Source organism: Chryseobacterium sp. ZHDP1 (genome assembly GCF_018603435.1).
GTDB classification, from domain to species: Bacteria; Bacteroidota; Bacteroidia; order Flavobacteriales; family Weeksellaceae; genus Chryseobacterium; species Chryseobacterium indicum.
Genome location: NZ_CP075682.1, coordinates 4,868,357 through 4,894,924, shown reverse-complemented (window position 1 = coordinate 4,894,924; position 26,568 = coordinate 4,868,357). Strand labels below are relative to the sequence as shown.

Below are 26,568 nucleotides of genomic sequence, written 5' to 3'. Positions count from 1 at the left end.
TGTTCGGTAATTGTTTAGCGTTGAGTTTACCTTTAATGTGTTAGAATTATTGTAGGCAGCTTTTTCGGGAAAAAAAATCTATTTCCCTGTTTCATTATTCAACGACTGATTAATTTTTAATAATCTTTCGTTGGTAGATTGTATGGTTTTATCGTAGTTCATAGACACCACTTCAGCATTGGTTCCCAATTTCAGGGCACACATCGCTAAAGCATCCTGTTTGTCTCTCACATCGAAATTCTGTTCAAAATCTTTAATCATATTCTCTATCTGCTTCCCGACTTTGCGCAGGGTTTCTTCCTCTGCTGCCGGTACATTCAGCGGATATACTCTTCCGGCTATATTAATGGTTATTCTTCTTACTTCCATTATAATCCACTGTTTTGAAGCTGCGCAATGCAGAAATCTATTTCTTTCACCAACCTGTTGATGTGGTTTTTCATCAATCGGTTGTGTTCAGGATTTCCTGATATTGCTGAATAAAGTTTTATATTTTTTTGTTCTTCTGCTAATACCTGATTTTTTCTTCTTTCTTCATCGTATCTCTTCTTCAGATCTTCATGCTCAACATTTAATTCCGAGAATCTTTCGCTAAGATTTTTGTAATTTTTCTGTAACTGCAAAATCTTTTTTTCTAATTCTGAAAAATTGTTTTCTAAATCTTGAAGCATTTCAGGTTTTGTATATTCTAACTATTAGCAAAAATAACAAAATATTAATACTAACAAAAATAAAACGGTCTATATTTTGCCCTGAAACAAAAAAGGAGATACAAAATATATCTCCTTTCTCTATTTTATAGTAAATTTTTATTCAAATTTCAGTACAAAAAAGATTGCTCTTGTGTGTAAAGTAGACATTGCAGACGTCCAGTAAGGAGGTGTTGTTGCATTATCTGCCACAATTTCATTGTTCATAATGAAAGTTCCTCTTACGGCAGGAGTCAGTTTAAATTTATTGAAATAAAACTGGATTCCCATTTCTGCAGACCATGCAAAGTTATGCGTAGTAGATCTGAAAACCTGCTGCATATTGTCGTCTGTAGAAGTTGCATTAGACTGAAGGTTTACGATATAGTTTACCCCGGTTGCAACGTAAGGTCTGGAATTGTACCATCTGTTCCCGTGGAATTCCAGCAATACCGGAACATCTATAAGGGTAGTTTTAATATCTCTTATTTTGTCTTTATCCGTTAATTTCATCGGAATAAAAGGATCGTTCGTCAAAGTACCCGCAGCATACTGGTCGTTGCTCTGCGTATTGAAAGTAAGCTGTCTCTGCCCAAATTGTAACCCTGGCTCCAATCTTACATCCAAAAAGTCATTCAGTCTCCACTTTGCAATTAAACCTGCACCGAAACTGTAGCTTTCTTTAGATGTAACAAGATTCTGATTGTTGTTCATCCCATATCTTGGATTGAGAACAATACGGTAGTCTAGTCTGTTACCACTTAGATAAAAACCCCAACTGAATTTCTGTTCGTCAAAGTCTTCCAACTTATCCATTCTGTTTCGGGTTCTGAATTGCGCGTTTGCTAAAACTGCAACATTTACTGAGGCTAAAACCAGTGCTCTTAATAAAAATTTATTCATAGGTTACTTTGTTGCTTTATAAATTGTGGCTATACCTAAACTTAGTTTTTTATATTCAACTTTTTTAAATCCTGTATCTAAAAGAATTTGTCTCATCTTTTCCCCGTAAGGAAAAGCATTTACAGAATCCGGAAGGTATGTATACGCCCTGTTATCTTTGGAAACCAGTCTGCCGATTGCAGGTAAAATGTTTTTAAAGTAAAACATATACAATGGTCCCATAAACCCTTCAACCTTTGAAAACTCCAGTATATAAACACTCTTGTTATCTTTAACTACTCTTCTTAATTCTGCCAAACCTTTGGTAAGGTTTTCAAAATTCCTAACTCCGAATGCAACGGAAACCGCATCAAATCTGTTATCTTCATACAGTAACTTCTCCGCATCTCCTTTTTGCATGGAAATTTTGCCGTCTAATTTAAGTTTTTTTATTTTAATAACGCCAACATTTAACATTTGTTGCGATAAATCTAAACCAATTACTTTAGAGCCGGTTCCTTTTTCCACAGCAATCGCCAGATCACCCGTTCCTGTAGCCACATCCAGCACTTCCTGCGGATTATCTTTTTTCATCCATTTCACCAGTGTATTTCTCCACATCACATCGATTTTCATGGATAAAACCCGATTCAGAAGATCATACTTCGGTGCAATATTGTCGAACATATCTTCTACCTGACTCTTTTTAGTAGCGTCGGTATTGTAAGGCGTAATTTTGGTAATATCTTTTGTCAAAACTTAAAACTTGTAATATTCATTATAATAATTAAGGTAATCCTGCTTTCTGAAGATCTTCGATCTTGATTCTACCTTCTGGATATTTTTGATAATTTTATCGTAATCTTCGTCTACGTTATAATAAAAATCATCGGTAAACAGCTTACTGAAACGTCTTGCGCCTCCGAAATACGGTTTTCCGTCTATGATGGTTTTATCTAATGCCAAAAGTAATGAATCTTTTTTAAGATTATATCCGTAATACTGATCATTGATATAATAATCCTGATGAGCGATATTGATAAGACCTCTGATTTTTTTTACCTCAAAAGCAGAATCGAATAATAATTTTTTATTCCGGTCGAAAACTTTTATAGAATTTTTTCCCTGATTAAGATCTACGGGAACCGTCTGTCCGCCTGCAATTATACCTTCGGAACCATTATTGATTTTATAGTAAAACGTATCCGGCGTAGGATTATCCACTACGTAGTAATTTTTTTTGGCTAAAAAAAGGAAATAAATCCCAAAGGCTACGATAAACGCCACAACTGCAATAAGTAAGCCTTTTAAAGAAGGATTGTTTTTCATAGGATTGTAAAGTACAATTTTTGCAAATTTAGTAATATTTTTAATTCTCTGTTATTAATATTAATTATTAACTTTGCATCTTTAAAAAAAATCATATAAACGAATGCCGAATACGATCATTATTGGTTCTGGATCTTATCTTCCCAGCAGAATTATAGGAAGAGACTTTTTTCTAGATTCAGAGTTTTATTCAGAAGACGGGGTAAAGATTGACAAACCTGCTGAGGAAACGATCTCAAAATTTGTAGAAATTACAGAGATAGAAAACAGAAGATTCATAGAAGATGATCTTTCCAACTCAAAAATCGGTTACGAAGCTGCAAAAATTGCTATTGCAGATGCAAAAATAGATCAGGAGGAACTGGATTATATCATTTACGCAAGTAATTTCGGGGAAGTTACTGTAAACGGATACGCAGATTTTATGCCAACAATGGCAGCGAGAGTGAAAAACAAGTTAGGCATTAAAAACAGAAAATGTGTTACTTACGATATGCTTTTCGGATGTCCGGGATGGGTGGAAGCGATGATTTTGGCAGACAACCTAATTAAAGCTAAAGTGGCTAAAACCATCTTGGTAATCGGTGCTGAAACATTAAGCAGAGTAACAGATCCGCATGACAGAAATAGAATGATCTTTGCAGACGGAGCAGGTGCTGTTGTGGTTCAGGCTACAGATCAGGAAAATGTAGGAATCATTGCTCACAATACAATCTGTGACAACGGTGTGGAACTGGATTATCTTGCCAACGGACCATCCATCAACAAAGATTCTGACCAGACCCGTATTTTCGTAAGAATGCAGGGCAGAAAAATCTACGAATATGCGTTGAAAAACGTTCCGGCTGCGATTAAAGAAACCATTGAAGACGCTGGTCTTTCTATTGAAGACATCAACAAAATCTTAATTCATCAGGCAAATGCAAAAATGGATTATGCGATGATTGAAAGGCTTCACAAGCTTTATAATGTGAAAGAGTATGACCATTCCATCTCTCCAATGACGATCCAGAATTTCGGAAATTCTTCCGTAGCAACCATTCCTACTATGTTTGATTTAATAATTAAAGGAAAAATGGAAGGTCAATCGTTTAAAGAAAAAGGTAACATTGTAATGACTTCGGTAGGAGCCGGAATGAACATCAATGCTATTGTTTACAGATTTCCTTAACAACATTTAATTTAAAATATAAAAAAGCACAGGGAAAATTAATTCTTTGTGCTTTTTTTACACTTAGTTATGCAAAGAAACTTTTTTATCATTGCGGCAGTTTTTATTTTTCTGGAAATTTACATTTACCAGGCAATCAGAACTTTAACAGATAACAACTGGATCAAAATAGGCTACTGCGTCATTTCTTTAGCGGTTTACGTTTTTTTCGCTTACGAAGTTTCCCACTTCAGCAGAGCAGACCGAAGCATGATGCGCGCGCAGATTATGATCTCCCTGTTCCTAATTTTTATTCTGCCCAAAGTTTTCATCGTTTTATTTTTATTAATTGATGATATCTTCAGAACCGGAAGCTATCTTATCGGACTTACCCGCCCGTCAGAAAACTTTTTCCCTGAAAGACGAAAGTTTTTAAGCATTATGGGATTAGGTTTAGGAGGTGTTCTTTCAGCTCTTTTTATCGACGGAATTACCTTTGGAAAATACCGCCATAAAGTAAGAAGAGTACGAATGAATTTTGCGAATCTTCCCCAAAGCTTTAAAGGATATAAAATCGTACAGATTTCCGATGTTCACAGTGGAAGTTTTGCGGATCCGGGAAAGCTTCAGCATGCAATTGACTTAATCAATGAACAGAATCCTGATCTGGTTCTTTTTACCGGAGATATGGTGAATAATGTTGCTGAAGAATTCAAACCATTCATTCCATTATTTTCAAAAATTAAAGCGAAAGACGGAAAATTTGCCGTTCTTGGAAATCATGATTACGCAGATTATGTAAGCTGGGACTCTCCGGAAGCCAAAAAGAAAAATCTTGATACCTTAATTGATTACGAAAGACAGGCCGGTTTTGATATGCTTCGGAACGAACACAGAATCATTGAAAAAAATGGCGAAAAAATATACATTTTAGGTGTTGAAAACTGGGGATTGAAACCTTTTCCACAGTTTGGAAGATTAGATGATGCCCTAAAAGGAGTTCCGGAATCTGCTGTTAAAATCTTAATGAGCCACGATCCTACCCATTTTGATTATGTGGTGAAAAAACACCCTGCAAATGTTCATTTAACGCTTTCAGGACACACCCACGGAATGCAGTTTGGTTTGGATCTGAAAAACATAAAATGGTCTCCTGTTCAGTATAAATATCCGAAATGGGCAGATTTATACGAAAGCGAAGGAAAAATGCTTTATGTAAACAGAGGCTTCGGAGTTTTGGGATATCCCGGAAGAGTCGGCGTTTTACCGGAAATTACGCTTTTTGAACTTGCTTAAATCACAAACACTTATTGCGTTTGATTCAAAGATATTTTTCACTCAGTTTTTCGATAAGTAGATTTGAATCAATCGCATTCTCATCAAATCTTGTTAAAGCTTCACGAACCTTAGGATATTCGTCTATGAATTCAAGGTTTTCGATTTCTTCTAATTTAAAGTCATTCATGATCTTCCGGAACAATTCTTCATCCACTCCCCAATATTTTATATATTTACTTTCATCAATAAATATTTCGACTAAGTTCTCATCATCATTATAGATTAGCCCAAAATTTATAAAAGCATCCTGAGTAAGTTCTTTTTTATATTGATTAATAAATTTCAAAATACTGTCTTTTTCCTCATAATTGCCATAATTTAAGTCAAAATCAATATGCCCAAATAGAACAGCCGCAACTTCGGGTAATGTTTTTGAAAGCGCAACAATTAAATTCCAGAGGTTAGAATTATCAATATTTATTTCAGCAAAAAAATCAAATCCTATCGATTCATTCTCAGAATTATTTTCTTTAAGCTTAAAAGTATATCCCTGAACAATATTTGCAGTTTTACTCTCTTCCCATCTTTTTAAGATTGAAGGATTGTTGGGAATCTCATCTTCATTTAAAAATCTTATCGTTTTGGGGAATTCCAAAGTTTTTTTCATAATTAAAAAATATAATCTTTCATACGGGAAGTAGCCATTTCTTTCTCGTTGATCCAACTGAGGAGGGCATCTAATTTGTCCTCCATTTTTTTGCCCGAATTCAGCCTTCTGTAAAAGGGAATATCAAACGGATATTTTTGGAAATCTGTAAACTGCCATGAATTAAGATAGATCAGAACGAAATCATCCTTTTTCAGGGTTTCAAAAACCATACTCTGGTAATATTCCATCGGAAGCATCTGAAATACAAAATCGTTATACGGAAGCTGACTGTAAGGAGAAATACTTTCCGGAACAATACTCAGTCCGTCCTCCTCATTAATTTGCGTATCTCTTTTCAGACGTTTAAAAGGAAAAAGAATGTTGGCATTATCAATATTGGAAACGTAATTAAATTCCAGCAATTTTAAATCATGCTGTGGAAGTTTATTGTCTTTCTGACGAATTCCGCGAATCTGTTTTTCTAAAAATTCCTGAGTAAATTTTTTAGCATTGTCAATTTCCGGAAGGGTAGAATTTTTATTATAAAAAGCAATTTCATGCCCTTGGAATGAAATTGCTTTTATTAAATTCTGAAGTTTTTGAGCGATCGAAATCTCTACAAAAAAACTTGCTTTAACATCATGAATGTCTAAAATTCTAAGTATTGCTTTTGTATTATCTTCTGAAATTTTCAGTCTTTCTTCATCGGAAACAGACTGCTGTTTTTTGCAGTCAGCTTCAATATTCAGAATGTTAAATGTGAACAATATCATTTAAACTAAATTTTAGATAATTTTTATAATAAATTAAAAATCAGATGTTAAAATAATTTCTATTTAAATTAAAACTCGAAGTAAATTAATTTTTATTCAATTTTACTTTTAAGTTCTTAATCATGTCTTTTGTCATTTCAGAAATCCCGAAATCGTAGCTTAATCCCCAGTCTTTTTTCGCTACGGAGTCATCAATTGAAGCCGGCCAGGAATCTGCGATCGCCTGTCTGAAATCCGGTTTATAGTCGATCTCAAATTCCGGAATTTCTTTCTTAATTTCTTCCGCCAGTTCTTTTGGAGTGAAAGACATTCCGCCCAAATTATATGAAGATCTCACGGTAAGATTTTCTTTCGGAGCATCCATTAATTTCAGAGTTGCATTGATAGCATCATCCATATACAGCATCGGCATTCCTGTATTCTCGGAAATAAAACTTGTGTATTTTCCTTCTTCAATGGCTTCATAAAAAATCTCAACAGCGTAGTCTGTTGTTCCTCCACCTGCAGGCGTTTTCCATGAAATCAATCCCGGATAACGGATGCTTCTTACATCCACTTCATATTTGTCAAAATAATATTCGCACCATTTTTCACCTGCCATTTTAGAAATTCCGTAAACCGTTGTAGGATTTAGAACTACATCCTGCTCTACATTTTCTTTCGGAATTCCCTTTCCGAAAACAGCGATAGAACTCGGCCAGAAAATTTTTTGGATAAGTCCTTCTTTTGCCATTTCACAAAAATGAAGCAAAGGCTCCAGATTTAGCTTCCATGCGAAAATGGGCTGCTTTTCTGATGTACCCGACAATAATGAAGCCAAATGGTAAACGGTGGTGATATCGTAATCTTTGATCACCTGTCTAACCAATTGTGTATTCGTAACGTCCATCCTTTCGTAATGACCCGCCGCAGTAATTCCCTTTTGCCATCTGTCAAGTCCCGAAGCCACAACATTTTCAGCTCCGTGAATTTCAACAAGTCTGTTTGTAAGCTCGGTACCAATTTGCCCTAAAGCACCTGTAATAAGTATTCTTTCCGTGTGGGGTTTCATTTTTAACTTTTATTTGTTGATCGAAGCAAAAGTAAATATTTTACACCCTATCTTAAAACAAAATCGTAAATTCGAATATAAATTTTGCAAATGAAAAAGATTATCCTTTCACTTATTTTAATTTCTTCCACAATTTCAGCACAATACACAGATATTACTATTGTGAAGGAGGTAAAAGTTAAAAACAAAGGTGTGGTTGTTTCTGCACATCCACTGGCAAGTGAAGCCGGAGCAAAAATTCTTAAATCGGGAGGAAATGCCTATGATGCTATTGTTGCCACACAATATGCACTTGCCGTTGTATATCCGCAGGCAGGAAATATCGGCGGAGGCGGATTTTTGGTTGGTGTAAAAAATAATGGTGAAAAATTTACGCTCGATTATCGTGAGACTGCGCCTAAAAAAGCAAGCCGCGATATGTACGTCGACAAAAACGGAAAAGCTAACACGGATCTTTCCCAAAATGGAAGATTAGCTGTCGGAATTCCGGGAAGTGTGGCAGGTTTTTTTGCTACTTTGAAATACTGTAAACTTCCGATGGACAAATTGATTCAGCCTGCCATTGATCTTGCTGAAAAAGGATTTGCGATTACTGAACAGGAAGCTAATTTACTGAATAACAATAAGCAGCATTTCCAGAAGCACAATCAGTCTTCAATTGTATTTGTAAAAGACATTCCGTGGAAAGCCGGAGACCTTCTAGTTCAAAAAGATCTGGCTGAAACGTTAAAGTTGATTCAGAAACAAGGTTTAAAAGGCTTTTATGAAGGAAAAACAGCGGAACTTCTGGTTTCTGAGATGAAAAAAGGAAACGGAATCATTACTTCTGAAGATCTCAAAAATTATAAAGTTGCCGAAAGAAAAGCACTTGAATTTGATTACAAAGGGAATCAGGTGGTTTCTATGCCTTTGCCTTCAAGCGGCGGACTTCTTCTTGCGCAAATGCTGAAAATGGCAGCTTACGAAAATCTGGAGAAATATCAGCAAAATTCTGCACAGGCTGTTCAGGTGATGGTGGAAGCCGAGAGAAGAGCCTATGCAGACAGAGCGGAATATATGGGCGATCCTGATTTTATTCAGGATAAAACTTCTTACCTGATTTCTGACGAATACCTCAAAAACCGCTGGAAAAGTTTCAGTTTCAGCAAAGCAACTCCGAGTGCTGAAGTTGGAAAAATAACCAAACAACCCAAGGAATCCACAGAAACCACTCATATTTCCGTTATTGATAAGGACGGAAACGCAGCAGCTGTTACGACTACTTTAAACGGTTTATACGGTAGTAAAGTTGTTGTTTCGGGAGCGGGATTTTTCTTAAATAATGAAATGGATGATTTTTCCATAAAACCGGGTGTCCCAAATATGTTTGGAGCGGTTGGCGGAGAGGCGAATTCCATTCAGCCGAATAAAAGGATGCTTTCTTCGATGACACCAACCATTGTTCTGAAAAACGGAAAACCTTATATGGTAGTGGGAACTCCGGGAGGGACTACTATTCCGACCTCTGTTTATCAGGCTATTGTTGATGTGATCGATTTTAAGCAAAATGCTAATATTTCTGTAAATGCACCGAAATTTCATCATCAGTGGCTTCCTGAAATCGTTGCCTTTGAAAAGAATTTCCCAGAAACCACGATTAAAGATCTGGAAAAATTAGGATACAAATCTGAAAAATGGAACCAGATCGGAAGAACAGAAATGATTCTGATTGATGACAACGGAAATATTCATGCGGTTGCGGATGGTCGCGGTGACGATTCTGTTGCAGTGGAATAATTGACGTTTTTGTAGTTAATTTAAAAAAGCTGACTTAAAAATAAGTTAATTAATTGATTATCATATATTTTCATTTATCAGAATGGCAAGAGTGAAATAATCTGGATTTTTAAGACATATGTTTAAGATTTTTCTTTATCAAAAATTAGAGAACGATTTAAAATAATTTTGGTTTCGGCTCGGGCCCCGCCCGAGCCGAAACTATTCATGACATTTGTCATTATTTTAAAGCAAATTTCACTAATTTTCGGTTTTTAAAATCCATATTCTTGTGAAAGCAAAAAAGATTTACCACCAGCTTTATTTTCAGGTTATTATTGCGATTGTTGCAGGAATTCTTCTGGGAAGATTTTATCCGGAACTTGGTGAAAAAATGAAACCTTTGGGCGACGGATTTATCAAACTCGTGAAAATGATTATTGCTCCGGTGATTTTCATTACTCTTACCTTGGGAATCGCACACATGACTGATCTGAAGAAAGTAGGCCGAATTGCGGTTAAAGCGATGATCTATTTCCTTACGTTTTCAACATTGGCATTGATTATCGGTTTGGTGGTAGGAAATATATTACAGCCGGGTCACGGTCTGAATATTAATCCTTCTACCCTTTCGGGCGATGTTTCGCAATATCAGCAAAAAGCACATGAAACGACTTTAACGGGTTTCATCATCAATATTATTCCGGAAACGCTGTTCAGTCCGCTGGTTGGAGATAATATTCTGCAGGTTCTCCTTGTTGCTATTTTAATGGGAGTAGCTTTGGTTTTAACGAAAGAAAAGAGCCAGAAAGTAACGGATTTTTTACAGGATCTTTCCACTCCAGTTTTCAAAATTGTGCATATGCTGATGAAACTGGCGCCGATCGGAGCTTTTGGAGCGATGGCTTTTACCATTGGAAAATACGGACTTCATTCGGTTTTGAATCTGATTTTTTTGGTGGGAACGTTTTATATAACTTCTGCATTATTTGTGGTTTTGGTTTTAGGCGCTGTCGCCTGGTACAACGGTTTTAATATTTTTAAGCTGATGTATTATCTGAAGGAGGAGCTTTTGCTGGTTTTAGGAACGAGTTCTTCAGAATCTGCACTTCCCGGAATTATGGAAAAGCTTGAAAAAGCAGGCTGTTCAAGAGCGATTGTGGGTTTGGTGGTTCCGACTGGATATTCTTTCAATCTCGACGGAACCAATATTTATATGACGCTGGCTTCGCTTTTTATCGCACAGGCTTTAAATATTCATCTTCCGATTGAAAAACAGATCATTCTTCTTTTGGTTGCCATGCTGAGTTCTAAAGGTGCAGCCGGAGTTACGGGAGCAGGATTTGTGACTTTAGCGGCAACATTAGCGGTTGTTCCTGAAATTCCGATTGCCGGAATGACGCTGATTTTAGGAATCGATAAGTTTATGAGTGAATGCCGTGCTTTAACCAACGTGATCGGAAATTCTGTAGCAACAGTTGTCGTTGCCAACTGGGAAAAGCAACTGGATAAAGATCAGCTTCAATATTGTCTGGATCATCCGAATGAAGTAGAAAAAAAGCTGGAAGTTTAGCCTGAGTTGTAACTGATAAGTTGTACTCTGAAGCCGATTTAGTTTTTGTTATGACTGTCATTTTAGCCGCGATTGAGCGGCATGTCTGAGCTCTTTTCGTTTTTTTCGGCGCGGCCGCTGCGCGGCCGCGCCGAAAAAAACGAAAAAGCGAGTAGCGAAAGCGCGAAACAGCTCCAAAAAAGAAAACAATTTATTTTTACAAGAAGACTGTTTTAGATTAAAATCCTTAAACTCGAAGGCTGAACTTTTACACGAATCGGAGATTTTATTTTGTTGAACTCCCCGTCGAGATGCCAGTTTTTGGTATTTACTTTAAATTCTATTTCGGAAACCGGAAGATACGTGATGTAATTATCCTGCTTCAGTTTTTTGGTAAACATCCTGAAAGCGAAAAGTGCAGAGTATGTAAAAGGAAACTTTTTTACCAATACCATATCTACCAAACCGTCACTTTTACTTGCGTGAGGTGCAATATAAGCGTTGTTTCCAAATTGTCTTGTGTTGGCAATGTTTACCATTAGATATTTCCCGTTGTACTGCTTGTATTTTTCGTCAAAAAACTTCAGTTTGATTGGTTTATAACTGAAAAAAGTTTTAAAAGAGACTTTGATATAATTTTTAAATCCTCTTGTGGTTTTTTCGAATTCCTTTACGACTTTACCGTCGAATCCGGTTCCGGAAACATTGATGGAAAGTCTTTCGTTTACTGTGAACGTATCAATTTTTCTGGAATTTCCTGTTCTGATCTTTTCCAGCAGTTCGTCCAGATTTTTGCTGAACTGGGTTTCGTTGGAGAATCCGTTTCCTGAACCTGCCGGAAAAATGGCAAGAATTTTTTCTGTATCAATGAGGTTTCTGGCTACGGTAGAAATGGTTCCGTCGCCTCCGATGGCTACAAAAATATCAACGTCATTAAAATGATCCTGAATAAACTGATCGGTTCCGGGAATAGATTCCGAAATGTAATACAAAGGATCTTTCACCTTTGCTTTCAGTTCGTTGAGAAACGGCTGATAATTTTTTTTCGCCGAAAAAGGATTGATGATGAAAGCGACTTTTTCCATTAGTGCAAAAATAAAAAATGCTCCCGATGTGGAAGCATGATTGTTATTTAATTTTCATTCTTTTCGTAAATTCGGGAGTAAGAGTTCCTTTAAGTTCTGACCACGAAATCGGGATGGTGATGTCTCCCGCTGCAAAAGCTGTAATTTCATACGGACTGTAATGGAAATATAGTTTTTTGTCATCAAAATAGAAGTTTTCTGTTGCGGGAATTTTATCCACCAGAAGCATTTCGGAATTATTAACTTCTCCTTTCTCGTCTGTTGCTCCGCTGTTGGTCTTGTTGATGTTTTTCATTAAAAGGGCTTCCAGTTTTTCTTTTGGTATGGAAGTGATGTCTTTTAATTCTAATTTTTTATTGTTTTGAAGATCAAAAACTCTTTCGGAATAACCATAATTATCGTGCGCTCCTCCTTCATACGAAGCCCAAAAGTATTCTATCTGCAGATAATCGTTGGTATTGGATTTTACTTTCATTCCGGTATCCGAATACCATTCCTGAGAAAACGAGATGTCTGAAATCCACTCTTTTGAATCTTTTCTGAGTCTGTTGAAATAGATATTTTTGCTTTTCTGCAGGTAATTCTGTAATCCTTCTCTGGAAAAATCTCCAATATTCTTTTCTGTAAAATAAATACTGTCTAATAAGGCTTTATCCTTAATCGTCGGGAACAATAATTTGGTGGATGAATATTTAATGGTTAAAGAATCGCTTAATTTAGTCGAATCGCTAATTTTCACGGAATCTACTGTAAACTTTTCAGGTACTGCAGTTTCTGTTTCATTCAAATTATTGTTTTCCGCCTTTTTACAGGCTGAAAAGACAAAGAAAGTGGAAAGTGCTAAGACCGCAATGGTATTTTTCATAATTCTGATTTCCTTCTGCAATGCAAAAACCATTCAAAAGATGAATGGTTTAAGATTATTTCGAAAAAAAAATTTTAATTACTGTTTCTTTACGAGACTGATTACCTGATTTTCCTGTTTGGAAGCCACTCCCCAAATCTGCTTAAAGGCAGGGTAATATTCTTTTTCATAAGTGGGACTCTTAACTTTGGTGGTAGAAATTACCTCAATCTTATTTCCTTTTTGTTCAGCAATATAACTGTATTCGATTTCTTTGTCGTCTGTTACAATTTTTTTGTTTTTCGGCATCTCTTCAATCACATATCCTTCCGGAATTTCCAAAGCCACTTTTTTAATTCTGGTGAATGGCGAAGTGAAATCGATAAGGTATTTTCTTTCTTCAGTCTGATCGAATTCGTTTGAGTTTTTATTTAAAAACAACATAGGATTGATAATCATTTTCTTTCCGATCCTGTCTATCAAATTCTCGGAAGAAAACTTCATGGTGCTTTCAAAATCCCCGTTTTCAAGTACTTTAGAATCGATATTGGTGAAATCTATAGAAAAATTATCTTTATACTGTTTTTTGTACTTATCTGCATTGTCGTCATAGTTTTCTTTCGCAAAAATGGCATAGGTTCCGGTATCTTTATCAGAATAGGTTCCGGAAATACTTCCGTCTGCATTAATTTTTGCCTCTGCGGTAAGATAAGTGAAACTTGTTTTTGCATTGATCATTGATAACTGCTGAACTTTATCTTTATTCATCAAAATTCCGAACTGATTCCAGTCTCTTGGTGGCAACTGATCGATTGAAGACTGCTTGGAAGTGGCATCATACAAATGAAAACCATCTTTTGTCTGAATAGCGGCAATTACAAAATTCATATTGGAAACATTGGGTGAAGCAACATTAATAAGACCGTTGCTTACTGTAGAAATCGTAAGCGGATCTGCTTTGATTCCGGCTTCACGAAGCATCATGACCAGAAAAAGGTTGATTTCTGCCGCGTTTCCTGTCTTTGTTTCGAGCATTTTCTTGATTCCGTCTTCTACATAAAGTCCTCTGTCTTTATTCCATGTAAAGGTATTTTTAACATAATTGAATATTGCATTTGCTTTTTCAATCTCATCTGATATTCCCGAAATATTTGCCGGCATATTGTCTTTTGCCAGTCTTGTCTTCTTTAATTCGCTTCCGAAATCTTCACTCTCATACAATCTGTCTTTGATCTGTTCCCAGGATGAAGAATACAATTTAAGTTCCTTAAAATTTGTTGAGTGAAGCTCTGCGCCTATTTTTGTTCTGTAATTTCTGTCATTGTTTACAAACTTCTCGGTTTTAAATCCTTTTACGTTTTCAAATCCGAAGCGGTATGTTCTGTAATTCATTCCGTACATCAATCTTTCTTCCACTTCTCTGTATTTCGGGGTCAAAAAACCCGTGTAATTTAAGTTGTAAGAAATATTTGATGGACTGTCTAAAACATATTCCGTATATAAAGAAGGGGTGTCTGTTTCAATCGTAATTTCCGGAACTACGTAAAGAAACGGAGAAGTAACCTCATACTGATATTCTATGATGGAGCCGTTTTTTACATTCGGAAATGCAAATTTTGTAATGGAGACATATTTGCTTTCCTTACTCTTAAATTTCGAACTTTTATCTACTTTTGTGGCCACAGAAGTACCATTTTCCAGGTTGTATGTGAAAGCTTTAACCTTTGAAATGGTTTCCTGATTGCTCCCACTCTGATATAACGGAATTTCAAGGTTCAACCAGTCTTCCGCCTTGTCTTTATCATAAATTTTAACTCTGTAAAATGCTTTTTTCACCAGATCTCCTGTATTATTGTCAATACTGAAATGCAAAGATTTGAATAAAATTTCGGCAGGTGCATTTTCGTCCAAAGCAGATTTCTGTTTTGTAAGATCTGCATCATTAAATTTAGGATAATTAAGAAATTCATGCTTTTGTGCCTCAATAAATATCAAATTCATTGAGCAGAAAGCCACTAGAAATATTTTTTTCATGTTAAATTTTAGAAATTAAAATTTTTGAGTTGTCGATGTTAATGGTTTTTTTTCGGAAATTAACGTAATCGTTATATTTTTCTTTAGGATAAAGTCCTTTATTAATTCTGATGGTTCTATTCACTTTCAGTTCTTCACCATTTTTTACAAAGCTTAATTTGTAGGTTCCGAATTCTGAGTTTAAGGTCACATTCTCAGGAAGTTCCTCGATTTTATAATTCTTAGGAAGGGCAAAGCTTATTTCATATTCATCCTGAAAAGATTGTCTTAATTCAAAAGGCAATTCCCTGTTTTCGTCTGTTTTGTAGACATTGTTTGAATAGATGGGCACCGCTCTGAAAATGATGCTGCTTCCTGCGTTTTTAGAATAATTATTCGCTTTAAAATCAAGATCAAACTTTGCAACAGCATTGTCTTTATCGTTCAGGAAATTTTTCATTTCAATCTTTTCAAAATGAAGAACATCCAGAAGATTTTTTATGGCTTCATTTCTTTCTTTTGGTGACATCGTTGCAAGTACGAGATTGTTATCATACTGAATTCCTGTATACGCAAAATTACCTTCCCCGGAAATACTATTGTCTTCATTAAGCTTTATTTTTAAAAGCTGTTTTTCTTTGCTCTGGTCTGCTGTATAAACCGGAGTATCGATTAATTCAATTCCGTTTTTTCTGATGGAAAGTACATTTCTTTCTGTGGTTCCGTAACTTAAATGATTAAAAGCTATTTGCTGAGATGTATTTTCCAGCCAGATATTTCCTTTTTCAGCAGGAACCATCAGAATAACATGGTTTCCTCCCATTTTAGGAAAATCTTTATCAAACGAAACCGGAGAAGAACCGGAATTGATCACCGAATAATAAGACGGAATTCCTGCTTCATCCAGTAAAGTTTTCATATAATTTGTTAATCCCTTGCAGTCACCATATCCTTTTTTCTGAACCTCATCCGGAAGCATCGGCTGCCAACCGCCGATTCCCAACGCTACGAAAATATACCTTGTCTTACTCTGCATATACTGATACAGTTTTCTTACTTTTTCTTCGGTTGTTCCCTGTAAATTTAATGCTGCAACTTCCGCTTTGATTGCAGGTGTTGATAAAGAAACCGGTTGTAAAATGCTGTTGTAATACCAAGATCCGAACTCACCCCAGTTGTTTATACTCCCCTGCTTTCCTTCAAGATTAAATTTAGTTAAGGCAAAACTTACTTTTGGTAAAATTTTTATCGGCTGGGGAAGCAAAAAAACATCATCAATAGCCGGAACATTTTTATAAGAGTATATTTTTTCTCCCGCATTATCGCTTTCTATAACTGAAGCATAGTTATAAGCCGAAGGATACGTTTTTGTTTTAAGTTCAATACCGGATTTATTGATGATCTTCATCTGAGCTTCTTCCAGTGAGATATTGGTTGATCTGAAAGGAATAAAATCCGGCAGGAAAACTGTATTTTCATCACCAATCTGATAAGAGAATTCAACGGTGTAAGGATATTGAGTCGGAGTATATGACATAGCCATCACTCGGTTATCCGAATAGAAAGTTCCCTGATTGTTATTGGCAAAATCTCCAAAATCCGACTTGGAAAATGACTTTATTTTCTTTCCTGATTCATCGTAAATATTTACCTTGATGTCTGAAATACTGTTGCCTTTTTCATAAGGGATATAAATCTGCGCATCGGAGTCTCCATCTTTGTTCAAAACTGTAGTAACCGTATAATACTGATATCTTATATCATCAATTTTATTGATCTGAATGGTTGTAAGATCTTTCCTGATCACCGCATCTGCGTTTTTCTTCAGATTCTCAGGAATAGCAGAAACCGGAAAGTTTTGTGAGTAGTAAAAAGAAGCCATCGAAAGCGCTCCAATACAAAGTATTTTCATCATGGTTATTAAAATTTAGCAAAAATAATGAAATCTTATAACTGACAAAATTATTTTTTATTGTATTGAATGGTTAATATTGAAAAAGAAAAAAGACTCCATTGCTGAAGTCTTTTATAATCGTATTTTTTGAATTCAATTATGCATCAATTTTTGCATATTTGGCATTCTTTTCAATAAATTCTCTTCTTGGCGGAACCTCGTCTCCCATCAACATAGAAAATACACTGTCTGCTTCCACCGCATTGTCGATGGTTACCTGTTTCAGGATTCTGTGTTCAGGATTCAGAGTGGTTTCCCAAAGCTGTTCAGGATTCATCTCTCCAAGACCTTTATAACGCTGAACCTCAACCCCTTTTCCATCCGGAGACATTTCTAAAGTAAATTCTTCACGCTCTTTTTCGTTATAAGCATATACTTTTTTGTTTCCTTTTTTCAATAAATACAAAGGCGGCTGAGCAATATAAATATATCCGTTCTCAATCAGCTCTTTCATGTATCTGAAGAAGAAAGTTAAGATCAAAGTGGAAATGTGGGAACCATCAATATCAGCATCGGTCATAATGACGATCTTGTGATATCTTAATTTTGCCATATTCAACGCTTTGCTGTCTTCTTCCGTACCTACGGAAACTCCTAAAGCGGTATAAATATTTTTAATCTCCTCGTTATCATATACTTTATGAAGCATTGATTTCTCAACGTTCAAAATTTTACCTCTTAACGGAAGAATTGCCTGAAAGAATCGGTCACGTCCCTGCTTTGCCGTTCCGCCTGCGGAATCTCCCTCAACCAAGAAAATTTCTGATTCTGCCGGATCTTTTGAAGAACAGTCGGATAGTTTTCCCGGAAGCCCGGAACCTCCCATTGGAGATTTTCTCTGAACCATTTCACGGGCTTTTTTCGCAGCCTGTCTTGCTTTTGCAGCCAACACGACCTTCTGAACGATAATTTTTGCTTCGTTAGGATTTTCTTCTAAAAAGTTAGTCAGCATTTCCCCAACAATTTTATCAACAGCTCCCGAAACTTCAGAGTTTCCTAATTTTGTTTTGGTCTGTCCTTCAAACTGAGGTTCCATTACTTTTACAGAAACTACAGCCGTAAGCCCTTCACGGAAATCGTCTCCTGTAATTTCTACTTTTTCTTTCTGAGGAATTCCTAAATCATCCGCATATTTCTTTAAGGTTCTCGTTAAAGCACGTCTGAAACCTGCTAAGTGAGTTCCTCCTTCGTGAGTGTTGATATTATTAACGTAAGAGTGAAGATTCTCGTTAAATGAAGTATTATAACGCATCGCTACTTCCACAGGAATATCGTCTCTTTCGCCTTCCATGAAAATTACGTTTTCCATGATCGATTCACGATTTCCGTCGATGAAAGCAACGAATTCCTTTAAACCACCTTCAGAATGGAAAACTTCCGATCTGAAAGAACCGTCTTCCAGTTTTTCTCTTTCGTCAGTAAGGGTAATGGTAATTCCTTTATTTAAATAAGAAAGCTCTCTTAAACGGCTTGCTAGTGTATCATAATTATACACCAGTTCTGTAAAGATAGAATCATCCGGCTGGAAGAACTGCTTGGTTCCTCTCTGATCGCTGTGTCCGATTTCCTCAACGCCCGTCTGAGCTTTACCTCTTGAATATATCTGCTGATAAACGTTTCCGTCTCTGTAAACTGTCGTTACCATTTCGTTGGAAAGTGCGTTCACACACGAAACCCCAACTCCGTGAAGACCTCCGGAAACTTTATAAGAATCTTTATCAAACTTACCACCTGCCCCAATTTTTGTCATTACCACCTCAAGAGCAGATTTCTGTTCTTTTTCGTGGAAATCCACAGGAATACCTCTACCGTTATCGCTAACCTCGATTCCGTTTCCTTCTTTAATGCTGACAAAGATTGTATCGCAGTACCCTGCTAAAGCTTCGTCGATAGAGTTATCTACTACTTCATAAACCAAATGATGGAGACCTCTTACTCCCACATCACCAATGTACATTGAAGGACGCATACGCACGTGTTCCATTCCTTCCAATGCCTGAATACTACTAGCTGTATATTGTTTCTGACTCATATAAATATTAAAAAATCCTGCTAAATGCAAAGACTCACAAATATCGTGATTTTTTTCGAGGTATGAAAGTTAAAATATGTCAAAAAAGTATCGATTTTTCCACAGAAACCAAAGATTATTTTCTTTTAAAAAACATCAAAGTTAAAGCCTATTTCTCGAACAAATGCTGTTGTAAATCATAGTGACGGTCTATAATTTATGCGTAAATTTATTTACTCAAAATGAATGGTTTATGGATGACTTTCTTGCAGCTCGTGCACAGATGGCAATGTCACTCGGCTTTCACATTATTTTCTCTTGTGTCGGTATGGTAATGCCTTTCCTTATGGCTTTTGCGCACTGGAAATACTTAAAAACAAAAAATGAAGTTTATAAAGGTCTCACCAAAGCATGGAGCAAGGGTGTAGCAATCCTTTTTGCGACCGGAGCCGTTTCCGGAACAATGCTTTCCTTTGAACTGGGACTGCTATGGCCTGAATTTATGAAACACGCAGGACCGATCTTCGGAATGCCTTTTTCACTGGAAGGAACCGCTTTCTTTATTGAAGCCATCGCTATCGGATTTTTTCTGTACGGATGGGACAGATTTAATAAATGGTTTCATTGGTTCTGCGGATTTTTGGTAGGCTTAAGCGGTTTGGCTTCGGGAATTTTAGTGGTTGCCGCAAACGCGTGGATGAATTCTCCAGCCGGATTTGATTATGTGAACGGACAATATTTAAATATAGATCCTATTAAAGCCATGTTTAATGAAGCGTGGTTTCCTCAGGCGTTACACATGACGGTTGCCGCGTTTTGTGCGACTGGATTTGCCGTTGCCGGAGTTCATGCTTTTTTAATCCTAAAGAAAAAAAATGTTGAATTTCATACCAAAGCCTTTAGAATTGCGGCAGGATTTGCTTTGATCGGAGCATTTGGAGCTCCCTTAAGTGGTGATGTTGCCGCAAAATCTGTTGCAAAAAGACAACCTATAAAATTAGCTGCCATGGAAGCCCATTTTGAAACGGAAAAAGGAGCCTCATTTGTGATTGGCGGTATTCCGGATGAGAAAAAAGAAGAGATAAAATATGCCATAAAAATTCCGAAAGTTCTTAGTTTTTTAGTGGCTAATGATTTTAATGCTGAAGTAAAAGGACTAAAAGATTTTCCAAAAGACGAATGGCCTCCGGTCGCGGTTGTGCATTACGCTTTTCAGATCATGATCTTCTTCGGAGTTGTAATGATTATCATTGGAAGCGTTTTTCTGTATGCTACGTTTTTCAGAAAAGAATGGCTTTCCAGAAACTGGCTCCTGAAAACATTTTTATACGCGACCCCTTTCGGATATATTGCTCTGGAAGCGGGATGGACAGTAACTGAAGTCGGAAGACAGCCGTGGATTATTTACGGAATTATGAAAACAGCAGAGGCGGTAACTCCGATGCCGGGAATTCAGTATTCATTTTACTTTTTTACCGCAATTTTTGTCTCATTATCTTTCGTTATTATTTTCCTTTTGACACGACAGATTAAAATGGTTCCTAAATTATACGATCCTACCGATCCACAGTTTAATTCTAAAAATAAAAAGTCATGATTTATATTGTTATAGGATTTCTCTGGCTATCCATCTGTCTGTATGTAATTTTAGGCGGAGCTGATTTCGGGGCGGGCATTGTGGAAATGTTCACCAGAAAAAAGAACAGGCCCAAAACGCAGACTTTGATGTACACTTCTATTGCTCCGGTTTGGGAAGCCAATCATATGTGGCTGATTATTGCGATCGTTATTCTTTTTGTCGGCTTTCCTGAGATTTACACCACGCTTTCCACCTATCTTCATATTCCTTTGGTTTTAATGCTGGTAGGAATTATTGCGCGCGGAACAGCTTTTACGTTCCGGCATTATGATGCAGTAGAAGACAGTTGGCAACGCATTTACACACAGATTTTTTACTTTGCCAGTTTACTTACTCCTTTTTTTCTGGGATTAACGGCTGCAGCTACAATCTCTCATTCCATTAATCCGGATGCGACTAACTTTTTAGATTTATATATTTTCAGCTGGCTGAACTGGTTTGGTGTAGCAGTTGGTTTATTTACAGTTTCCATCTGCGCTTATCTTGCTTCCGTTTTTGCATTGAGAGAAACATCCGACCGTTTTGAACTGGGCATGATGATCAGAAAATCCAAACAGACCATGATCTTTGTTGTTGTCGCAGGACTTCTGGTTTTCATCACGGCTTATTTTTCTGATATTCCTTTACTGATGTGGGTTTTCTCAAAACCTTTAGGAATTATGGCTACGGTTTTTGCCACGATTTGCCTGTTCCTGATTCTGAGAGCAATGAATCGCCGTAAACTTTTACCTGTAAGAGCTTTAGCCGGATTTCAGGTGATTATGATTCTGGTTGCCGCAACTTATCAGCATAATCCGAATATTATTTTGTTTGGAAACGGGCAACATCTTTCGTTATTAGAACACGTTGCAGCACCAAAGACTATTTCCGCTTTGGGATGGGCTTTAATGCTGGGATCGTTATTCATCCTTCCTTTTCTATTTTATCTGATGGCTTCGTTCAGTAAACAGAGAAGATAATTTTATATGTATAAAAGGTTTCGGCGCAGCAAAGCTGCGCCGAAACCTTATCATCTATTTTTTAAGCAAAACAATTTCTACCCTCCTGTTCTTCATAAAATCCTCTTCCTTTCTTTCGGGATAAACAATAGGATTGAGATGCCCCATTCCGGTGGCTTTGATGCGAGTTGAACTAATTCCCTGCTTTTCCAGAAATTCTTTGATGGCATTGGCTCTCGTCCATGATAAATTAAATGTTTTCAGATCTAAATCTTCACCATCGAAATTATCATAATCACAGCAGATATGTCCCTGCAATTCTACCTCAACTGTAGAATTATTTTTTAAAATTTCCGCTAACTGCATCAATACACTATTTCCTTTTGGCAGCCATACGTGGCGACCTCCGATAAAATTAACATTCGGTAAAGAAAAAGTTTCTCCGATTTTCATTTCCGAAACTTTTTTGCTGAAAAAACTCTCAAAGGCCTTTCCGGAATGTATTTCTCCGGCAATCATCACCCGATCAATAAATACATCTACCCTTCTGTTTTTACCACGCAGTTCTTCGGTACTGTTGTCATTAATCGGTTTTTCTTTTCCCAATCCTACTACACTTTCCAGCTTGATATTGTTTCCAGCTTTTGACTGTAAATATCGATTAACCGCATTTGCGCGATCTTCAGACAGCTTTTTATTGTATTCCGAAGTTCCGGAAATGTCGCAGTTTCCAAAAATTCTGAATTTCAGATTGCTTTTTAGTTGCGCCAGACTGTCAAGTTTTCTCTGCGATTCTTTCGTCAGTTTAGAACTGTTATATTCAAAATAAACCGAACTAAGCATCTGAGCTCTCGTGTTGACGAACAGAAAAATAAGGACGATCAGAATTCTCATCTTATTTAGTTTTTATAAATAACGGAAATTGTACTGAAATAGTTTCTTAAACTTTACAAAAAGTTCCGGCGGAAGCTTCGCTTCCGCCGGAACTAAATTATTATATGATAAAATCTTAAACCAGTTTCATCAAAAGAACCTCATCAATCTTCTCCACTTTCACGAGATTATTTTTCGTTAAAGTTTTGGAAGCTTTGTCCCATTTTTTACCGGACAACTGACTTCTTTCTTTCACTTCTGCCAATGTAAAAGGTTCTTCCTGAGAGTTTAAAATTTCAATAATTACTTTTTCATCTTCACCCAGTTCGATTTGAGGAACCGCTTTTTCAGGTCTCATCTGAGGGAAGAATAAAACTTCCTGAATAGATGCGTTATTCGTCAGGAACATAATCAACCTGTCCATTCCGATTCCTAATCCTGAAGTTGGCGGCATTCCGTATTCCAACGCTCTTAAGAAATCTTCATCAATAAACTGTCCTGCCTCATCATCTCCTTTTTCGGATAATTTTAACTGATCTTCAAAACGCTCTCTCTGGTCAATCGGATCATTAAGCTCAGAATATGCGTTAGCGATTTCTTTTCCGCAAACCATCAGTTCAAAACGCTCGGTTAAGCCTTCTTTACTTCTGTGCTTTTTCGTAAGCGGTGACATTTCAATAGGATAATCTGTAATGAAAGTCGGCTGAATAAAGTTTCCTTCACATTTTTCACCAAAAATTTCATCAATTAATTTTCCTTTCCCCATCGTTTCATTCACTTCGATTCCGATAGACTTCGCAAAATCGAATAATTCCTGCTCCGTTTTTCCGGTAATGTCGAATCCTGTAAATTTAAGAATCGCATCCGTCATGGAAATTCTCTGGTAAGGCGCTTTAAAATCCACTTCATGTTCTCCGAAAGTAGCTTTTGTTGTTCCGTTTACCTGAATAGCACAGAACTCTAATAACTTCTCAGTGAAATCCATCATCCAGTTGTAATCTTTATACGCTACATAAATTTCCATTGCGGTAAATTCAGGATTATGCGTTCTGTCCATCCCTTCATTTCTGAAGTTTTTAGAGAATTCATACACCCCGTCAAAACCACCCACGATCAATCTTTTCAGATACAGTTCGTTGGCAATTCTTAAATATAAAGGAATATCTAAAGCATTATGATGGGTAATAAAAGGTCTCGCCGCAGCTCCTCCAGGAATCGACTGTAAAATAGGAGTTTCTACTTCGAAATATCCTGCATCGTTGAAGAATGTTCTCATTGCATTGAACAGTTTTGTTCTTTTTACGAAAACTTCTTTCACCTGAGGATTTACCGTTAAATCTACATAACGCTGTCTGTATCTTAGTTCCGGATCATTAAAAGCATCGTGAACAACACCGTTTTCATCCGTTTTTGCCTGCGGAAGAGGTCTTAAAGATTTCGTTAACAGCGTAAAATTTTTAACCAACACAGTCTTCTCTCCTACCTGTGTTGTAAACAGCTCTCCTTCTACTCCGATAATATCTCCGATATCCAAAAGGTGTTTGTACACTTCATTGTATAGAGTTTTATCTTCTCCTGTACAGATCTCGTCTCTGTTGAAGTACACCTGAATTCTTCCTGTAGAATCCTGCAACTCAGCAAAAGAAGCTTTCCCCTGAATTCTTCGCGACATCAGTCTTCCCGCGATCTTTACCTGTTTACTTTCTGCGAAATCCTGTTTTATAGATTCTGTAGTATCTGTAATGATGTATTCATCCGCCGGGAATGCATTAATCCCCATTTCAACAAGCTTATTCAGCTTTTCTCTTCTAATGATTTCTTGTTCTGATAATTGCATTTCTTATTTTTCTAAAAGCGTACAAATTTAGTGATTATTTATAAAATTCTGCTTTAAAGTTGAAGCAAATATTTTACGCTCCAATACATTACTGTATACAGTATATATTAATTAAACTGCTAAATGACCAGATAGCTTCAAACCGAAACTAAGGTTATCTGTCAAAAACAACAGACGTGATATTTTTGCATGAAAATAATGCTAAAGCGCAGATAACGTACAGGAAATGTGCATAGAAAACACTATTAATTGAAAAGCTACAGATACGGGATTATATTTTTGACTTCAAAAACCAGTCTTTATGCTTGTTAGGATCAACAAAAGTCCAAGCCAATATCCGGCTGATTTTCTGTCCCTGAGCCATTTCGATAATCCTGAAATCGACTGCTTCTATTTTCTTTAAAAGGAATGTTAATTTACTGAGGTTCTCTTTTTTGGAAACAAGACAAGTAAACCATAAAACCTGAGATGAGTACAGTTCACTTTCGTGAATCATATTTGTAATGAATGCCAGTTCTCCGCCTTCACACCATAATTCCGACTGTTGTCCTCCGAAGTTCAGCAATGGTTTTTTAACCATAGATTTTTTAAGATTTTTTGTCTTTCTGAAATTCCCTTTCATGGCAGATTCTTCGGAATCATGAAAAGGCGGATTGCACATCGAAAATGCAAAACGATCTTCTTTATCAATAATATTCTTGAAAATATGTTCAGATTCCGGCTGCTTTTTCAGATGTATGAAAGGGAGTAAATCCGGATTCTGACTTAAAATATATTCCGCATTTTTCAGGGAATTGTCGTTAATATCAGTTCCAAGCATTTTCCATCCGTAAGAACGATGGGCAATTAAAGGATAGACAAGATTTGCTCCTGTTCCGATATCCAGTCCTTTAACATCAGAATTTTGAGGATTTTTTTCACCGATTAAATCGGCAATATAATGAATGTAATCTGCTCTTCCGGGAATCGGCGGACAAAGATTACCATCGGGAATATCCCAATCCTGAACCTTATAAAAGTGTAACAACAACGCTTTGTTCAGCAATTTTACAGCCTTAGGAAGACTGAAATTAATTGTTACACTTTGATAAGCGTTCACAAAAACATAGTGTTTTAGTTCCGGTACACAGGAAATCAGCTTTTCGAAATCATAAGGATCACGATGCAGATTTCTTGGATGTAAAGCAGACTTTTCAGTCATCAATTATTTTTTCAGACTTAAAATATACTGTACCATTTTTTTGGCATCTTCTTTCGATACCTGTGGATGTGGAGACATCGGAACGCCTCCCCAAACTCCGCTTCCGCCTTCTATAATCTTAGAAGCCAGCATTTCTGCATCCTTTTCAGAATACTTATCTGCTATTTCCTGATAAGAAGGTCCTATCATTCTTTCATTCACCGCATGACATCCGGAACAATCCAGCGTTTCAATAATTTTGTCGCCGGAAAGATTACTTTTCGCCGATTCATTCATTGATGTAGCTTCGGGAGAAGCCGCATCAACAGGTGTATTTTCTTTTTTGGAACAGGAAAACATCAGCATTGCCAGACATCCTGTCAAAAACAGATTTTTCATTATTTTTTTGTAAGAGTATCTGCTTTAGCTTCAGCTGCAGGAAGAGATTCTGCGGCATTTACTTTTGCTGCTTCAGTTTTTTTGGCAGTAGAATCCACCACAGTTGGAGCATCCGGCTCTGGCAACATCGTGTTGCTATCCTGTAAGTCATGATTTGGCTTTTTAGAGCAGCTAGCTGCCAATAAACCACCGATAAACGCGATTGCTAATACTTTTTTCATTATTTTTCCTATAAAAATTTAGACAAAAATATAAAAAATAAACTTTCAAGCTTATGATAAACCTCCATTTTTAAAGATATTTCATTAAATTTTTTCTGCTAAATGATTTTTCTGATTAGTGAAAGCAATCAGTTTCAGATTAAGTTTTTTGATGATCCGTTATTAATCATATTGCTTTTTAACGCAAAGGTTCGCTAAGATTCTTTGTATATGCCGACTGTTTTTGAGATCGCAAAGCCGTTTCACTCAGCAAAGAACGCAAAGTTTTTTTAATGATGATAAATTGAGGACAACCATAAAAGTTTTTTTTTAATTTCATATTTTTTTTGTTTTCATATTAAAAAAATTATATACATTTGTACTATGGTTAACAACAAAAATATGTGGTGGTGGCATTCAAACTCTTCGTCGGGTCTGATGTTATTGCCATGTTGTTAATGCTAAACAACCAACAGAAATAATTTAT

Annotated in this window: 24 protein-coding genes; 6 read left to right on the top strand and 18 right to left on the bottom strand. The window is 36.5% G+C overall.

Going from position 1 to position 26,568, the window contains the following annotated elements:
• Positions 1–78 precede the first annotated feature (78 nt).
• From KKI44_RS22555 to KKI44_RS22535, 5 genes are all read right to left on the bottom strand, one after another.
• Positions 79–369 (bottom strand): cell division protein ZapA, encoded by a 291-nt coding sequence (locus KKI44_RS22555; RefSeq protein WP_214589241.1) that lies wholly within the window; start codon positions 367–369, stop codon positions 79–81.
• Positions 369–671, bottom strand: coding sequence for a V-type ATPase subunit a family protein (locus KKI44_RS22550; protein ID WP_214589240.1), 303 nt, complete (start codon positions 669–671; stop codon positions 369–371). The genes KKI44_RS22555 and KKI44_RS22550 overlap by 1 nt, the downstream gene beginning before the upstream one ends.
• A 138-nt stretch (positions 672–809) precedes the next feature.
• Positions 810–1,592, bottom strand: coding sequence for a porin family protein (locus tag KKI44_RS22545; protein ID WP_214589239.1), 783 nt, complete (start codon positions 1,590–1,592; stop codon positions 810–812).
• 3 nt (positions 1,593–1,595) lie between these two features.
• Entirely contained in the window at positions 1,596–2,258 is a 663-nt protein-coding gene (ubiE, locus tag KKI44_RS22540; protein WP_235131927.1) for a bifunctional demethylmenaquinone methyltransferase/2-methoxy-6-polyprenyl-1,4-benzoquinol methylase UbiE, read from the bottom strand.
• Between the two features lie 72 nt (positions 2,259–2,330).
• Entirely contained in the window at positions 2,331–2,900 is a 570-nt protein-coding gene (locus tag KKI44_RS22535) for a hypothetical protein (RefSeq protein ID WP_214589238.1), read from the bottom strand.
• Between the two features lie 103 nt (positions 2,901–3,003).
• Here KKI44_RS22535 and KKI44_RS22530 point away from each other — a divergent pair, with 103 nt between their 5' ends.
• Entirely contained in the window at positions 3,004–4,071 is a 1,068-nt protein-coding gene (locus KKI44_RS22530) for a 3-oxoacyl-ACP synthase III family protein (protein ID WP_214589237.1), read from the top strand.
• Between the two features lie 69 nt (positions 4,072–4,140).
• Positions 4,141–5,346, top strand: a complete 1,206-nt coding sequence (locus KKI44_RS22525) for a metallophosphoesterase (RefSeq protein WP_214589236.1) — start codon at positions 4,141–4,143, stop codon at positions 5,344–5,346.
• 25 nt (positions 5,347–5,371) lie between these two features.
• Here KKI44_RS22525 and KKI44_RS22520 read toward each other — a convergent pair whose 3' ends face one another.
• The 3 genes from KKI44_RS22520 to KKI44_RS22510 all read right to left on the bottom strand — a co-directional run bounded on the left by KKI44_RS22520 (position 5,372) and on the right by KKI44_RS22510 (position 7,801).
• Complete coding sequence (locus KKI44_RS22520; RefSeq protein WP_214589235.1) at positions 5,372–5,995, bottom strand: hypothetical protein; 624 nt, start codon at positions 5,993–5,995, stop codon at positions 5,372–5,374.
• Positions 5,996–5,997: 2 nt separating this feature from the next.
• Positions 5,998–6,750, bottom strand: coding sequence for a polysaccharide deacetylase family protein (locus tag KKI44_RS22515; protein WP_214589234.1), 753 nt, complete (start codon positions 6,748–6,750; stop codon positions 5,998–6,000).
• Positions 6,751–6,835: 85 nt separating this feature from the next.
• A complete protein-coding gene (locus tag KKI44_RS22510) occupies positions 6,836–7,801 on the bottom strand; it encodes an NAD-dependent epimerase/dehydratase family protein (protein WP_214589233.1) in 966 nt (321 codons plus the stop codon).
• A 90-nt stretch (positions 7,802–7,891) separates the two neighbouring features.
• Here KKI44_RS22510 and ggt point away from each other — a divergent pair, with 90 nt between their 5' ends.
• Together ggt and KKI44_RS22500 are read left to right on the top strand one after the other, a co-directional pair.
• Positions 7,892–9,577, top strand: coding sequence for a gamma-glutamyltransferase (gene ggt, locus KKI44_RS22505; RefSeq protein ID WP_214589232.1), 1,686 nt, complete (start codon positions 7,892–7,894; stop codon positions 9,575–9,577).
• A 271-nt stretch (positions 9,578–9,848) separates the two neighbouring features.
• Positions 9,849–11,129: a dicarboxylate/amino acid:cation symporter gene (locus tag KKI44_RS22500; RefSeq protein WP_214589231.1), complete on the top strand. Its 1,281-nt coding sequence runs from the start codon at positions 9,849–9,851 to the stop codon at positions 11,127–11,129.
• Positions 11,130–11,341: 212 nt separating this feature from the next.
• Here KKI44_RS22500 and KKI44_RS22495 read toward each other — a convergent pair whose 3' ends face one another.
• The 5 genes from KKI44_RS22495 to gyrB form a co-directional block, all read right to left on the bottom strand.
• On the bottom strand, positions 11,342–12,193 hold the full coding sequence (locus tag KKI44_RS22495) for a diacylglycerol/lipid kinase family protein (protein WP_214589230.1): 852 nt from the start codon (positions 12,191–12,193) through the stop codon (positions 11,342–11,344).
• A 43-nt stretch (positions 12,194–12,236) separates the two neighbouring features.
• Entirely contained in the window at positions 12,237–13,091 is an 855-nt protein-coding gene (locus tag KKI44_RS22490) for an RsiV family protein (protein ID WP_250902121.1), read from the bottom strand.
• A 45-nt stretch (positions 13,092–13,136) separates the two neighbouring features.
• On the bottom strand, positions 13,137–15,071 hold the full coding sequence (locus tag KKI44_RS22485; RefSeq protein ID WP_214589229.1) for a transglutaminase-like domain-containing protein: 1,935 nt from the start codon (positions 15,069–15,071) through the stop codon (positions 13,137–13,139).
• Position 15,072: 1 nt separating this feature from the next.
• On the bottom strand, positions 15,073–16,965 hold the full coding sequence (locus KKI44_RS22480; protein ID WP_214589228.1) for a DUF3857 domain-containing protein: 1,893 nt from the start codon (positions 16,963–16,965) through the stop codon (positions 15,073–15,075).
• A 136-nt stretch (positions 16,966–17,101) separates the two neighbouring features.
• Positions 17,102–19,036 carry a DNA topoisomerase (ATP-hydrolyzing) subunit B gene (gyrB, locus tag KKI44_RS22475; RefSeq protein ID WP_087710974.1) on the bottom strand — a complete coding sequence of 645 codons (1,935 nt, stop codon included), beginning with the start codon at positions 19,034–19,036 and terminating at the stop codon, positions 17,102–17,104.
• 232 nt (positions 19,037–19,268) lie between these two features.
• Between gyrB and KKI44_RS22470 the strand changes: the two genes are divergently transcribed.
• Both KKI44_RS22470 and KKI44_RS22465 read left to right on the top strand, forming a co-directional pair.
• Positions 19,269–20,612, top strand: a complete 1,344-nt coding sequence (locus tag KKI44_RS22470; protein WP_214589227.1) for a cytochrome ubiquinol oxidase subunit I — start codon at positions 19,269–19,271, stop codon at positions 20,610–20,612.
• Entirely contained in the window at positions 20,609–21,613 is a 1,005-nt protein-coding gene (locus KKI44_RS22465; RefSeq protein ID WP_214589226.1) for a cytochrome d ubiquinol oxidase subunit II, read from the top strand. Before KKI44_RS22470 ends, KKI44_RS22465 begins: the two co-directional genes overlap by 4 nt.
• 54 nt (positions 21,614–21,667) lie before the next feature.
• Here the strand turns inward: KKI44_RS22465 and KKI44_RS22460 are convergent, their stop codons facing one another.
• From KKI44_RS22460 to KKI44_RS22440, 5 genes are all read right to left on the bottom strand, one after another.
• Entirely contained in the window at positions 21,668–22,486 is an 819-nt protein-coding gene (locus KKI44_RS22460; RefSeq protein WP_214589225.1) for an OmpA family protein, read from the bottom strand.
• A 115-nt stretch (positions 22,487–22,601) separates the two neighbouring features.
• Positions 22,602–24,302: a lysine--tRNA ligase gene (gene lysS / locus KKI44_RS22455; RefSeq protein WP_214589224.1), complete on the bottom strand. Its 1,701-nt coding sequence runs from the start codon at positions 24,300–24,302 to the stop codon at positions 22,602–22,604.
• Positions 24,303–24,573: 271 nt separating this feature from the next.
• Positions 24,574–25,503 carry a 23S rRNA (adenine(1618)-N(6))-methyltransferase RlmF gene (gene rlmF / locus KKI44_RS22450; protein ID WP_214589223.1) on the bottom strand — a complete coding sequence of 310 codons (930 nt, stop codon included), beginning with the start codon at positions 25,501–25,503 and terminating at the stop codon, positions 24,574–24,576.
• Positions 25,504–25,506: 3 nt separating this feature from the next.
• A complete protein-coding gene (locus KKI44_RS22445; protein WP_214589222.1) occupies positions 25,507–25,881 on the bottom strand; it encodes a c-type cytochrome in 375 nt (124 codons plus the stop codon).
• The gene (locus tag KKI44_RS22440) at positions 25,881–26,102 is read right to left on the bottom strand and encodes a hypothetical protein (RefSeq protein WP_076393272.1); all 222 of its coding nucleotides are present in this window, start codon (positions 26,100–26,102) and stop codon (positions 25,881–25,883) included. Before KKI44_RS22440 ends, KKI44_RS22445 begins: the two co-directional genes overlap by 1 nt.
• Positions 26,103–26,568: the final 466 nt, after the last annotated feature.

Excerpts from the sequence above, each read along its gene's own strand:
- KKI44_RS22535 (WP_214589238.1), bottom strand. The coding sequence starts at position 2,900 with ATGAAAAACAATCCTTCTTTAAAAGGCTTACTTATTGCAGTTGTGGCG.
- KKI44_RS22495 (WP_214589230.1), bottom strand. The coding sequence starts at position 12,193 with ATGGAAAAAGTCGCTTTCATCATCAATCCTTTTTCGGCGAAAAAAAAT.
- ubiE (WP_235131927.1), bottom strand. The coding sequence starts at position 2,258 with ATGTTCGACAATATTGCACCGAAGTATGATCTTCTGAATCGGGTTTTA.
- KKI44_RS22470 (WP_214589227.1), top strand. The coding sequence starts at position 19,269 with ATGGATGACTTTCTTGCAGCTCGTGCACAGATGGCAATGTCACTCGGC.
- KKI44_RS22510 (WP_214589233.1), bottom strand. The coding sequence starts at position 7,801 with ATGAAACCCCACACGGAAAGAATACTTATTACAGGTGCTTTAGGGCAA.
- KKI44_RS22525 (WP_214589236.1), top strand. The coding sequence starts at position 4,141 with ATGCAAAGAAACTTTTTTATCATTGCGGCAGTTTTTATTTTTCTGGAA.
- ggt (WP_214589232.1), top strand. The coding sequence starts at position 7,892 with ATGAAAAAGATTATCCTTTCACTTATTTTAATTTCTTCCACAATTTCA.
- KKI44_RS22460 (WP_214589225.1), bottom strand. The coding sequence starts at position 22,486 with ATGAGAATTCTGATCGTCCTTATTTTTCTGTTCGTCAACACGAGAGCT.
- KKI44_RS22530 (WP_214589237.1), top strand. The coding sequence starts at position 3,004 with ATGCCGAATACGATCATTATTGGTTCTGGATCTTATCTTCCCAGCAGA.
- KKI44_RS22555 (WP_214589241.1), bottom strand. The coding sequence starts at position 369 with ATGGAAGTAAGAAGAATAACCATTAATATAGCCGGAAGAGTATATCCG.
- rlmF (WP_214589223.1), bottom strand. The coding sequence starts at position 25,503 with ATGACTGAAAAGTCTGCTTTACATCCAAGAAATCTGCATCGTGATCCT.
- KKI44_RS22490 (WP_250902121.1), bottom strand. The coding sequence starts at position 13,091 with ATGGTTTTTGCATTGCAGAAGGAAATCAGAATTATGAAAAATACCATT.
- lysS (WP_214589224.1), bottom strand. The coding sequence starts at position 24,302 with ATGCAATTATCAGAACAAGAAATCATTAGAAGAGAAAAGCTGAATAAG.
- KKI44_RS22465 (WP_214589226.1), top strand. The coding sequence starts at position 20,609 with ATGATTTATATTGTTATAGGATTTCTCTGGCTATCCATCTGTCTGTAT.
- KKI44_RS22520 (WP_214589235.1), bottom strand. The coding sequence starts at position 5,995 with ATGAAAAAAACTTTGGAATTCCCCAAAACGATAAGATTTTTAAATGAA.
- KKI44_RS22550 (WP_214589240.1), bottom strand. The coding sequence starts at position 671 with ATGCTTCAAGATTTAGAAAACAATTTTTCAGAATTAGAAAAAAAGATT.
- KKI44_RS22440 (WP_076393272.1), bottom strand. The coding sequence starts at position 26,102 with ATGAAAAAAGTATTAGCAATCGCGTTTATCGGTGGTTTATTGGCAGCT.
- KKI44_RS22545 (WP_214589239.1), bottom strand. The coding sequence starts at position 1,592 with ATGAATAAATTTTTATTAAGAGCACTGGTTTTAGCCTCAGTAAATGTT.
- KKI44_RS22480 (WP_214589228.1), bottom strand. The coding sequence starts at position 16,965 with ATGATGAAAATACTTTGTATTGGAGCGCTTTCGATGGCTTCTTTTTAC.
- gyrB (WP_087710974.1), bottom strand. The coding sequence starts at position 19,036 with ATGAGTCAGAAACAATATACAGCTAGTAGTATTCAGGCATTGGAAGGA.
- KKI44_RS22515 (WP_214589234.1), bottom strand. The coding sequence starts at position 6,750 with ATGATATTGTTCACATTTAACATTCTGAATATTGAAGCTGACTGCAAA.
- KKI44_RS22445 (WP_214589222.1), bottom strand. The coding sequence starts at position 25,881 with ATGAAAAATCTGTTTTTGACAGGATGTCTGGCAATGCTGATGTTTTCC.
- KKI44_RS22485 (WP_214589229.1), bottom strand. The coding sequence starts at position 15,071 with ATGAAAAAAATATTTCTAGTGGCTTTCTGCTCAATGAATTTGATATTT.